Source organism: Auritidibacter ignavus (assembly GCF_029853775.1).
Classification (GTDB): Bacteria; Actinomycetota; Actinomycetes; order Actinomycetales; family Micrococcaceae; genus Auritidibacter; species Auritidibacter ignavus.
Genome location: NZ_CP122564.1, coordinates 1256100 through 1268052 on the forward strand (window position 1 = coordinate 1256100; position 11953 = coordinate 1268052).

General features: G+C 59.3%; 9 protein-coding genes. 3 read left to right on the plus strand and 6 right to left on the minus strand.

Features of this window, described 5'->3' with window-relative positions; all coding sequences use genetic code 11:
* Positions 1–9: 9 nt before the first annotated feature.
* The 4 genes from QDX22_RS05695 to QDX22_RS05710 all read right to left on the minus strand — a co-directional run bounded on the left by QDX22_RS05695 (position 10) and on the right by QDX22_RS05710 (position 4269).
* Positions 10–966 (minus strand): 4-(cytidine 5'-diphospho)-2-C-methyl-D-erythritol kinase, encoded by a 957-nt coding sequence (locus tag QDX22_RS05695; RefSeq protein ID WP_110123404.1) that lies wholly within the window; start codon positions 964–966, stop codon positions 10–12.
* Positions 963–1871, minus strand: coding sequence for a 16S rRNA (adenine(1518)-N(6)/adenine(1519)-N(6))-dimethyltransferase RsmA (rsmA, locus tag QDX22_RS05700; RefSeq protein WP_425248476.1), 909 nt, complete (start codon positions 1869–1871; stop codon positions 963–965). The genes QDX22_RS05695 and rsmA overlap by 4 nt, the downstream gene beginning before the upstream one ends.
* 110 nt (positions 1872–1981) lie before the next feature.
* Positions 1982–2959 carry a resuscitation-promoting factor gene (locus QDX22_RS05705; protein ID WP_158524643.1) on the minus strand — a complete coding sequence of 326 codons (978 nt, stop codon included), beginning with the start codon at positions 2957–2959 and terminating at the stop codon, positions 1982–1984.
* 245 nt (positions 2960–3204) lie between these two features.
* Positions 3205–4269: a TatD family hydrolase gene (locus QDX22_RS05710; RefSeq protein ID WP_279675366.1), complete on the minus strand. Its 1065-nt coding sequence runs from the start codon at positions 4267–4269 to the stop codon at positions 3205–3207.
* A 208-nt stretch (positions 4270–4477) separates the two neighbouring features.
* On the opposite strand from QDX22_RS05710, the gene QDX22_RS05715 reads away from it, so the two are divergent.
* On the plus strand, positions 4478–5746 hold the full coding sequence (locus QDX22_RS05715) for a ferrochelatase (protein ID WP_279675367.1): 1269 nt from the start codon (positions 4478–4480) through the stop codon (positions 5744–5746).
* A 134-nt stretch (positions 5747–5880) separates the two neighbouring features.
* Here the strand turns inward: QDX22_RS05715 and rsmI are convergent, their stop codons facing one another.
* Entirely contained in the window at positions 5881–6762 is an 882-nt protein-coding gene (gene rsmI, locus QDX22_RS05720; protein ID WP_279718146.1) for a 16S rRNA (cytidine(1402)-2'-O)-methyltransferase, read from the minus strand.
* Positions 6763–6820: 58 nt separating this feature from the next.
* Between rsmI and QDX22_RS05725 the strand changes: the two genes are divergently transcribed.
* Entirely contained in the window at positions 6821–8467 is a 1647-nt protein-coding gene (locus QDX22_RS05725; RefSeq protein WP_482147632.1) for a dolichyl-phosphate-mannose--protein mannosyltransferase, read from the plus strand.
* Between the two features lie 63 nt (positions 8468–8530).
* A complete protein-coding gene (locus tag QDX22_RS05730; protein WP_279718148.1) occupies positions 8531–10381 on the plus strand; it encodes an AMP-dependent synthetase/ligase in 1851 nt (616 codons plus the stop codon).
* 8 nt (positions 10382–10389) lie between these two features.
* Here QDX22_RS05730 and QDX22_RS05735 read toward each other — a convergent pair whose 3' ends face one another.
* On the minus strand, positions 10390–11904 hold the full coding sequence (locus QDX22_RS05735; protein ID WP_279718149.1) for a TIGR01906 family membrane protein: 1515 nt from the start codon (positions 11902–11904) through the stop codon (positions 10390–10392).
* Positions 11905–11953: the final 49 nt, after the last annotated feature.

Here is an 11953-nt window from a genome sequence, read left to right on the forward strand (position 1 = left end):
TAAAACACTCTACAGAATGCGAGCGCCCGACCCCGGTGCGCTAATCGGGATGGAGGCGATCCCGCAACGTTCTTCTACCCGTGAGGCCAACTGCGTTGCGTCGTCGGCGTTACGGGCCAAGAACATCACGGTCGGTCCGGCCCCACAGATCATGGCAGCCAGAGCACCTTCTTGCATGCCTATATCCAGCACGTCGGAGAGCTCCGGCAACAGTGAGACGGCAGCGGCTTGCAGATCATTGTGCATGAGCAACGCGATCGTTTCCACGTCCCCACGAGTCAGAGCGTCCAGTAGTTCGGGATCAATTGCTGCGCACTCCCGCTGTGGTTGGATACCTTCCTCACGGAGGGAAGCGAGGTTGGCATAGACCTCGCGCGGCGCGTAGACCGAAAAGGCTGGAACGATCACCAGGTTGAGGCTTGCCCGGGTCAGGATCGGCGACAATACATCACCGCGTTCCATCCCGACCGCTGCACCGCCCAGGATGGCAAACGGGACCTGGGTAGAGATTTCGGTTCCCAGCTGGGCCAGGTCCCGCCGTGACAGGTGCAGGTCCCACAGGGCAGCGCAGGCCATCAGTGCTGCCGCAGCGTCGGCCGCGCGACCACCCACTCCGCCTGCCAACGGCAAGTCTTTGGTCAAATACAGGTCAACCCCGTGAGTTTCCGGCTCAAGCTGCAACCGGCGTCGCAACAGGTCAGCTGCTTGAAAAACCACATTGGAATGGTCATCGGGGATATCAGCGGGATCGAGGATTCCGCGGGAGGAGTCGGAGATGGAGACGGTGATATGTTCATCGTCACGGGCGACGGCGACGACCTCGTCGCTGAGGGAGATCGCCAGTGAGATGGTGGCTAGCTGGTGGTAGAACGGGCTGAGCTGTTGCCCGACCTCGGTGGTGAGGTTAATCCTGCCCGGCGCGGTAACCGTGACGTGTCCGTAGAACTCTCCGGGACGTAGACTCATCCGCTGACTCCGAGGGTCTTGGACTGCTCAGCGATGGCGGCAAAATCTTCAATGCTGAGCACTTCCCCACGGGCCTGGGGGTTGAGGCCTGCTGCCCGCAGAATCCGTTCTGCTGAGGCACCAGAGCCGGCCCAGTTCGATAGTGCTGCCCGCAGGGTCTTGCGTCGCTGTGCGAACGCCTCGTCGATAACGGTGAAGACCTCGTTCCGAGATGCTGTGGTCTGGATTGGTTCGCGTTGGTGAAAATGCACAAGCCCGGATTTAATACGCGGTGCGGGCCAAAAAACGTGGGTTCCCACGGTTCCGGCGGAACGTGCGGTAGCGTACCAGGCCAGTTTGGCAGAGGGAACTCCATAAATCTTGGTGCCCGGTGCCGCACAGAGCCGATCGGCGACTTCTTGTTGCACCATCACCAACCCGTGTCGGATGCTGGGCACTGACGCCAGAATGTGCAGAAGGACAGGGACCGCCACGTTATACGGCAGGTTTGCCACGAGCGCGGTCGGTGCTGAGTTGGTCGCAGCCGGGCGTACGTCATGGAGCTGGTCAGCATCAATCTGCAGAGCGTTTGCTTGCAGCACACTGGCACAACGCGACGCGCCAGGACGGAAGTGTTCTAGGGTTTCAAGCAACGCTGCGGCGGGAACCGGATCAATTTCGACCGCGGTCACCGCGGTGGCTTGGTCAAGCAGGCCCAGAGTCAACGAGCCCAGCCCGGGACCAATCTCTAAAACGTGCTCTGTGGGGTCAAGCTGTGCCTGATCAACAATTCGACGAATGGTGTTCGGATCGATGACGTAGTTCTGACCCCAGGATTTCGTCGGGCGCAGCTGCAAATGCTCGGCAAGACGACGAATATCTGCGGCCGACAGCAGACGTTGGGCTTCAGCAGTCACAGTCATCATTTTAGTGGTATTTACCACCTCACTTGACCACACGAAAGAGCTCGAGCACCTCTTGAGAGATGCTCGAGCTCTTTCGTGGTCCTGGCCGTTGCGGTCAGCCCAGAGTGTTATTAGCGCAGCCCCAGGGAACGCGAGCAAGCTGGCCACTGGCCCCAGCCAGACTGACGTTGCAATTTGCTAGCAATTTCAATCTGCTGGGCCGGAGTGGCTTTATCAGCAGTCGGTGCGTACTTGGTGCCACCCATGGCTTTCCAGGTGGGACCGGAGAATTGCAGGCCACCGTAGTAGCCGTTACCACTGTTGGTCGACCAATTGCCACCGGACTCGCACTGGGCCAGTTTCGCCCAGACACCAGAGCTGGGAGCCGCACCGCCGGAGCTGGAGGACTCTTCAGAATCATCCGAGGAGGAATCCTCTGAGTCATCATCGGAGGAGGTGGACGACGATGATGAGGAAGACGAGGAAGTAGACGATGAAGAGCTAGCCTGCTGCTCTTTCTCCTTGGTGCCGACCTTCACGACTTCGTCGGTCGGTTCTTTGGTGATTTGACGGTGGGTCTCTTCGCGGGACGATTCTTCGCCGTCGATCACGGTGACGGTGTAGGTGACTTCAGCGGTGCCGTTTTCACCTTTGGTCTCTACCTTGGTCTTCCCCTTTTCCAGGCTGTCGTCGTTTTCACGAACGGTTTCGTACTCAATCGTTTCTTCTTCGACAACCTCTTCGGTGGTGACAACCTGCACGGTGATTTTGTCACCGGTGGAGATCTTAGTGTCGGTGGAAGGGCTCACTTTGTCCTTCTCGCCGACCTCGATGCCGGACAAGCTCAGAGCCTCCCCGACAGTATCGGCGTACACCGCGTAGTTTTCGGTTTCACCGGCACGGGTCACCTCCACAACAGTGGGTGCTGCCGGGATGAAGTCGGTTAGTGGCTGAACGCTGGAGGCCAGATCGATATCGAGTGCTTCCCCTTGGCCAGAGTTCTGCTGATCCTGTGCCTGAGCGCTTCCGTTGTTCTGAGTCAGGATGAAAGCTGCTAGCCCGCCCAGAACCAGCGCAAGCGCTGCCAGCTGCGCGACGAGCTTGCTCACGCTACTACTAAATACTCGTGACATGAAAAGGTGTTCCAATGCTTCGGGTAGGTGATGGTTAGCGACCAACGAGAGATCTGAAAATTGGGGAAGCCCTCAACAAAGGGGGGTGTCCCTCGTCGACATTCCAATACGATAACGGAAAGATAACGAAGGTCTCAACTCTATAACGATTTTTGTGAACAACACACCGTTGCCGAGGGTTGACTGACGGTATCCTCACATCACCGTTGCCGAACCGAAATCTAGGAAAAATCCCCGTAAACACGCCGAGTATTGGCCATCACCTGTTCGCACATCTGCTGTTCACCAGTACCACGCACCTCAGCGATTTTTCGTAACGTCAGTGGCGTCATATACGGAGCATTAGGCCGTCCCCGACGCGGATGAGGAGTCAAGAACGGAGAATCCGTCTCTGTCAGGATCAGCTCTGGCCGTGCCAGGGCTGCAGCCTCTCGCAGGCGGTCATTCGCGTTAAAAGTCACCGGACCTGAAAAAGACATGTACCAACCGTGTTCGTTACAAATGTCGGCCAGCTCGGGCCCTGCTGAAAACGCATGAAAAACCACGTGTTCGGGGCGTTGCGGCATAGACAGCAGAATCTCGACAACATCCTCATGCGCCTCGCGGTCGTGGATTTGTACTGCTTTACCCAACTGAACTGCCAGCTCCACGTGTTTTCGGAAGGAATATTGTTGCGCTTCGTGGCCTTTTGCACCAGTACGGTAATAATCGAGCCCGGTCTCTCCCACCGCCCTGACGCGAGGATGCCGGGCCATCTCTGCAATAGCCTCAATGGCCCGCTCCAGCCCGGCCTGGCCTTGCTGATCCCAGATCTCGGCAACTTCATTAGGGTGCAGGGCCACGGCCCCGAGTAAGCGCTGGTGAGTCTCGATGGACTCAAGAGTGAACCGTGCTGAGTCCAGATCACAACCGACTTGGATTACCCCGGCTACACCAACGGATTCGGCAGTATCGAGTGCATCAGCAATGGAGACCTCGACGAGTCCATCACGAAAATCCAGGTGAGCGTGGTTGTCGATGATCGGCGAGACCAAAGGTTCCGGCGCTTTCGGGTAGACCAGCACCCGCTGCTTTCCGGTGTATTCATCCACGGTGTCACGACGTGGGCCACCCCCTTCGGACACAGTGTCTATGACTCCGGGACGGGCTGGATCAGGCCAGTGCACCCGATAGGCCTCGGGCACGCCGGTCTGATCGTACTTTTTCGACTTCTTCGAACTCATCATTTCCTTACCACGCGTGAGCACGGACAACGGTAGATCGGAGTCACCTCCCACTCCGATCATTACTGTGTTCCTGACGGTTTGACGGCTATGCAGGCACCAGATCTGTAGTGTACTCTCCGCCCATGACCACTCCCGTTCTACGGGGCACAGGGTCGCATTGACAGCGGTGTATTGAGGAAGAACTAGACTGAGAAGTGACCCTACAGATCAGGTCGTGACCGCGCGTCACGGCTGTGATTTAACGTGGCCCCGACCCTCAGGAGGAACCGTGACCGAATGGTCCAAACCCAAACCGGCTTCCCGCGTCGTGCTTCAGGCCGGTGCAGCCGTTCCCGCAGCCACACCCCACGCCCAGTCCGGTGTGAAATGGGTTGAAGAACCCACTGAGTTTGACGCGATCTTATTGGCTTCCTACGGCGGGCCCAATGGCCAGGACGACGTCATTCCGTTCCTGCGCAATGTGACTGCCGGTCGCGGCATCCCCGACGAGCGTTTAGAAGAAGTCGCTGTACACTACCGCGAGCGCGGTGGTGTCAGCCCGATCAACGAACAGAACTTGGCGCTGAAAGAAGCCCTGGAGAAGGAACTGGTTGCCCGCGGTATTGACCTGCCGATCTACTTCGGCAACCGCAACTGGGAGCCCTACTTCACCGAGGCCATCCACCAGGCTCACGCCGACGCGCAGGCTCGCAAGGCCGACGACACCGAAGACGGTGAACCACCAGAGCCGACCAAGATCTTTGCCCTGGTGACCTCGGCCTACTCGACGTACTCCTCCAATCGCCAATACCGCGAGGATTTCGCCGACGCGCTGGAGCACCTAGACCTGTGGAATGAAGTCCAGATCGATAAGATCCGGGCATTCTTCGACCACCCCGGTTTCGTCAACCCCTTCATCGAAGACACCATCGCCAAGGTGCGCGAGCTGCAGACCGAGATCCCGGACTTGGACCTGCAACGCGATGTGGAGTTCATGTTCGCTGGCCACTCGATTCCGCTGACCCACAATGAGGTCTCAGACGAGTCCGATGAGCACGACCCCGAGGTGCGCGGTACCTACGAGCAACAGCACGTGGCCGTGGCTGAACTCATCGTTGACGCTGTCCTGAAGGAGTTCGGTGTTTCCGAGATCTCCTGGCAGTCGGTGTGGCAGTCGGAGTCGGGCCCGGCCTGGCAGAAGTGGCTGGAACCAGACATTGGAGATGCCATTAGCGAACTCGACGAGTCGAAGAAGGCCATCGTCGTCGTTCCGGTCACCTTCTTGTCTGATCACATGGAGGTCTGGTGGGACCTGGATAACGAGGCGAAAGAGGAAGCCGAGGGGCGCGGACTGATCTTCAAACGCGTCGCCACTCCGGGCACCCACCCCGACTTCGTCTCAGCCCTCGTCGACCTGGTGGAAGAACGTCTGAAAGGTACCCCGGCAGATCAGCGCCCGGCATTGACCTCCTACGGCCCCGGTTATGACGTTGCGCGGGCCCGGCGTGCCGCTGGTTCAGGTGGCTTCCGTGCCAGTGTGGGGGGCCTGCTCCCCTAGCGCCCTGCCCGACCGACGATGAATTCCTCGTCACAGCCCCGGAAGACATAGTCCACCGCAGACCGGTCACCCCGCCGGCAGGTCACTGAGTGTCCGGGGCTGATCTGTCGGAGCTGACCCCTGGTCGCAGGAGATCACCGACGTTGTTGGTAGAGGTTGTACAGCGTCCGGGCCGAACCGCCGTATTCGTGTGCGATCTGTTTGGTGGCGTCTTTAGCGCGCATCCCGGTAGCAACCAATTCGTCCACGAGCCGTAGCTGTTGTTCGTCATCGAGTTCGACCCGTCGGTTGTCAGCTGGAGCCAGTAAGAGCACAAACTCTCCGCGAAGCGTCGCCGTCTGCGTCCAATCCAATAACTCACGCAAGGAGGCGGTCACCACCTCTTCGTGCCGTTTCGTCAATTCCCGGGCCACGCACCCGATCTGATCTTCGCCAAAGACCTCAGTCATTACCTGTAGCGTATCGACCACTCGGTGGGGGGACTCAAAGAAAATCAGCGTGCGCGGTTGATCCTGAAGATCCGTCAAGAACCGGGTTTTCTCGCCGTGTTTTTTCGGAACAAACCCTTCGAAGCTAAACCGATCGCTCGGCAATCCCGAGACTGCTAGCGCGGTCGTGACCGCGCTAGCCCCCGGGGCGCAGGTCACGGTCAACCCGTCTTGTACCGCCGCCTGCACCAGACGGAAACCAGGGTCTGACACCACCGGCATGCCAGCATCGGTCACCACCGCAACCGTGGCCCCTTGGCGTACTTTCTCCAGTAGCTCCGGGGTGGACCGTTGTTCATTATGTTCGTGGTGGCTGATGAGTTGACCACGAATCTCCACTCCTAGGGCAGTAGCTAACCGTTGAGTGGTGCGGGTGTCTTCGGCGGCGATAATCTCGGCGCTAGCCAGCACGGTCCGTAGCCGGTCAGTGGTGTCCTGCAGGTTTCCGATCGGCGTCGCGGCCAACACAATCTGGCCCTCGCCCGCCTGGTGCAAGTCGTGAGCTTCGGTGTCTGGGCCACCCTTCATTGATCCCCTCTCAATTCTTCTCCCGCAAATGCCGTCCCGCCGGGTGTTCTCACGTACGATGTTCTGTGTGTCGTTGACAGAAACTCCCGCTCCCACAGCCAGGCAAGGTGCTCGCCGCACCTGGCTCGATTCTATCGACCATGCCTATACCGACACGGTGCTTCGTGCTCGATTGCTGGGTGAGAAACTGACCACCCAGCGGTGGGAATGGATCCTGATTTTAGCGGTCGCTGCCGTGGCCGCGCTGTTGCGATTCCACCGTCTCGACCACCCACACAAGTTGATCTTTGACGAAACCTACTACGTCAAAGACGCCTACTCCTTGTTGCACTTCGGTGTGGAGATGGAGTGGGAAGAAGACATCAACGACGCCTTTATCGCCGGTGAGGCCGAACCGCTCAATGAACCTGCCTATGTGGTCCACCCACCCTTGGGCAAATGGCTGATCGGCCTGGGGATGCTGCTGTTTGGTAGCGATAACGGGTTCGGCTGGCGCTTTTCCTCGGCGATGGTCGGAACCTTGTCGGTGCTGATTTTGTCACTGATCGCCTGGAAAATCTTCCATTCTTCCTTTTTAGGCGCCACCGCGGGATTATTGATGGCTGTCGACGGCCACCACCTGGTCATGTCCCGGACCGGTCTGCTGGATATCTTCTTGTCCTTCTTCGTCCTGGCTGGTTTCGGCGCCCTGGTCTTAGACCGTGATCATGGACGACGGCAACTCGCCGACACAATCAGCTCCGCCTATCGCAGCGGAACCCTGTCCCAGGTACTGCGCTATGGGCCGATGATCTGGTGGCGTCCGTGGCGTATTGTGGCCGGCATTTTGTTGGCAGCCGGGTGTTCGGTGAAGCTCTCCGGACTAGCATTCGTGGCAATCTTCGGGCTGATGACGGTGTTCTGGGACCTCAACGCCCGTCGCGTGGTCGGGATCAGGCGCTGGGCGCTGGGCGGGATTCTCCGCGATGGTCTGTGGGCATTCGTCTGCGTGGTCGGAGTTGGATTCCTGACCTATTTGGCCACCTGGACCGGCTGGTTTGTCTCCTCCCGGGGCTATCACCGTCACTGGGCCGAGGACAACCCTGCCGAATCGTGGCTGGGATCGCTCATCCCTGACACGTTGCGCTCTTGGTTCCACTACCATCGTGCCTCCACCGACTTCCATACCGGTCTGGATTCGGGACACAACTACGCTTCGTCGCCGTGGACCTGGCCCTTTATGGGCCGGCCGGTCTCCTTCCACTACGAATCCACCGACGACGGTTCGGGTGATTGCGGGGCAGCACACTGTTCGGAAGCTATCCTGGATCTGGCCAACCCCATCCTGTGGTGGTCGGGCACGGTGGCCATTATTATCCTCACGGTGGTGTGGTTTGCCAAGCGCGACTGGCGCGTCGGCGCCATCTTGGGTGCCTATGTGGCCGGACAACTGGTCTGGGTGCTCTGGCCGGAGCGGACGATGTTCTTCTTCTACACCATCGCTTACGAGCCCTTCCTGATTCTGGCCATCGTCTATTGCCTAGGCTGGTTGTTGCGGTGGGAAACCGGCCACAATCCCCGAGCCAAAACCCGAAATCTGGTCATTGTCCTAGGTTATATTCTGGTGATTATGCTGGTCTCAGCGTTCTTTATGCCGATCTGGACCGCCGAAGAGATTCCCTATGATCAATGGCGGTGGCGGATGTGGATTCAGTCCTGGATTTAATTCGGTGAGAACCGCTGATCAACGATGCGTCTTAACCGTTCAGCGAGAGTAGAGAAGGAACCCATGCGGTACGTAAACACCCAGTTGAAAGTCTCCCTTCCCGAAGACTCCAATCTCACCGATTTGGTGCTGAAAACCGCCCACCACAGCCCCGAGGCTCCCGCCTACGCGCTCTCCAACGGCATTGGAGGCTGGATCGATGTGAGCTATCGCGAATTTCTAGATCGCGTCCGGGCGGTCGCCAAAGGCCTCATTGCCCGTGGCATCAAACCCGGCGACCTCGTTGCTGTGTTGGCTCCGACGTCCTATCAGTGGGCCGTGATTGACCAGGCGCTATGGTTTGCCGGAGCGATCTCAGTGCCAATCTATGACACCTCCTCCCCGGCCCAGATTAGTCATATTCTCTCCGATTCCGGGACCACGGTGATCTTGCACCAGGGCACACTACAGGCCCAGGCGGCTGAGAAAGCTGTTGATGAGCTGAATCAGTCCGCCACCGATTCCACCCGCATCGAACGGCTGGCTCTCGACGAGGACCTCTTCGATGCACTGACGACCGACGGCGAGACCATCTCCGATGAGCAGCTCGAGCAGGCCCGTTCCGCCGCTACGCTCTCGGACCCGGCTACCATTGTCTATACGTCCGGGACCACCGGTCGCCCCAAGGGAACCATCATCACACACGGGAATCTTGCCTTGGGCGCAGCCAATCTGCTGGAGTACACCAGTGAGATCCTGGCCGCACCGGAAAATCGGACCCTGATGTTTCTACCGTTGGCCCATATTCTGGCACGTGCGGTGCAGTTTGGTTGTTTGGTGGGCAAGATTCAGATTGCCCATACCCCCAACCTGGGCTACCTGTTGCGGGATATCGGGTCCTTCCGCCCAACCTGGTTGTTGCTGGTTCCGCGCATGTTGGAGAAGGTCGAGGCCGGCATCATCAACAAGGCCCGAGAAGGGGGCCAGGAGAAGATCGTCCGCGCTGCCCGCCAGGTCGCTATTGAGTACTCTACTGCCTGCGACGCTCAACAACGCGGAGAAGGCTCCGGTCCGTCCATGGCGTTGAAGCTCAAGCACAAGGTGTTTGACAAGCTCGTCTTTTCCAAGATCCGAGCGCTGATGGGTGGCAATGCCCGAGTGGCGATCTCCGGTGCCAGCCCGCTGCATCCCGAACTGGCTCACTTCTTTTCCGGTATGGGAATTCACGTCAAAGAGGGCTATGGCCTGACCGAGTCCACCGCCCCGGCGACGGTGAATGTTCCCGGCGTTACCCGCATTGGTTCCGTGGGCCGACCCATGCACGGCATGGAAGTCCAGCTGGCCGACGACGATGAGATTCTGTTGCGCGGTATTGCGGTCACTCCCGGCTACTACGGGGCACAGGCTTCCGGCGAATCCGCCGTCGATGAGCACGGCTGGTTCCACACCGGTGATATTGGGCGCCTGGATGACCAGGGCTACCTATATGTCACCGGCCGGAAGAAGGAACTGCTCGTGACCGCAGGCGGAAAGAACGTCGCACCTACTCCCCTGGAAGAAGCCATCCGCACCTGCGAGCTGGTCGACCAGGCTGTTGTGGTGGGCAATAACCGTCCGTTTGTGGGTGCGCTGATCGCACTAGATACGGATGCGCTAAAGCACTGGTGCGAACAGCACGACCGGCATCCGCTCAGCTTGGCTGAGGCGGCCACTGATGAGCAGGTCCGCGAGGAGATCCAGCAGTATATCGATCAGGCCAACGAGTCGGTGTCTCGGGCAGAGTCGGTCCGGAAGTTTAAGATCATCTCCGCCGAGCTGACCCAGGAAGCCGGCTATGTCACTCCAGCGGCTAAGCTCCAGCGCAACCGGGTCATTGAGGACTTCCAGGACCAGATCGAGAGCCTGTACTCCTCCGGCTCTGCCGGGAATTTATAGCGTACTACTTAACGCCCAGGGCGAGATCCTTCTTCCAAGCTGACCTCGGTGACCTTCCCGTCGGTCGTCGGCCACTGCTGGCGGGCTGCCAGCATCATCAGCTGGGTTTGGGCGGAGCGCTTTTTCCGGCGCTTCGTCGGCCAGGTTGCCACCAGCGTGATCGCCGCGGTCAACACCGTCAGCGCTCCGACGGCGAGACCGGCGTCGATCCAGAACTGATTGGGGTACAACCGGATCAGGGTATCGGAAGCGTAGAAAGTCCACGTTCCGTCAGCGAAGAACAGCGCGTGGAAGCCGGCGAAGAAATCCTGCCAGGCGATGATGGCCACGACAGCCAGGGCCACGATGACGAGCAACAGCCAGATGCTGGCCGCAAACAGTGAACGGCGAATGGCGCCTTTCGAGATCCGAGAGAGCACCACCATGATGATCGCCGAAGCGATGACCAATACGGCTCCGATCAGCATCGAGGTTAGCATCACCGACTTGACGTCTGCCATGTGAGAGACCTCGTCCTGGGTGAACAGTGGTGACCCATCGGCGAAGGTCAATGACGCCAGGTAGTTGGGTGAGGCGAGGTTAAACAGGTAATCCAACCCATAGGAACCGTAGTCGAGCCGTTCAGTGGTCGTCAGGCCAAAGTCATCGGCGGGGAACCCGGGTCGGTGGTATTCAATCCAGAGAAATAAGGGTGAAGCCACGGCGCGAATGACCACGGTTAAGAAGGCAATGGGGGCAATGATTGCCAGCACAGTTTGCAGGATCCGGGAGAGAGTCTTGGGTCCTTCAAGTGCTTGGGCGCGGGCAGCAAGACGCGCCTGCGCGTCTGTGAGGAGGCGTTGTTGTTCGGCTACCCGATCTTCCCGGGTGTCTGCCGGTAGACCGTCGTGGTCTGCCAGCAGGTTGTGCTGCGTTCCGGTTGCTGTTGCTGGTTCAGCAACAGGGGTAGCACCAGCGACGGCGGCAACGTCAGGAGCCCCCGTAGCTTCGGGCTGAGGTAGCTCAGCCTGCGCGTTGGGCCGTCGCCGGCTGGCCCGGGTTTCGTGCACCGTTTCAGACTCGGCCATCGTGGTGCTGTTGCTTACTCCATCGTCGAGAGCCTGAGTACGGTCGAGCGAGGACCTGTCGTCATGGTCTTTGAGGAAGTTCGGCATGGCAGTGGTGGCGGCGGTCGTGGCCGATCCGGAGTCGTGAGGGTCCGCCGGAGGGGTTGTCCGAGACGATTCGTCAGAGTCCCGGGGGGCGGATGAGGGCTCAGCGTCAGGCTGGAGGGTCTGGATTGGGTGGGTGGGTTGATCCACCGAGTCATGACTCACCGTGTCCTGTTCGGAGAGCTGGCTGTAGAGCGGGGTTGATTCCGAGGTGTCCCGGGTGGACTGTGGTGACGATGCTGTGGGAGAGGACTCGGTCGTGTTCTGCTCGTCCGCGCTCTCAGCGTCGTCGGGTTCCTGAAAACGGGCGTAGTCAATGCCAGATTCAAACTCTGGGGTCTCATCGGGGTTGGGTGATGTTTTGTCAGACATCGACAAGAAACCTCTTTCCGCGGCGCGGGTGAATAGCAACGGGTAGCAC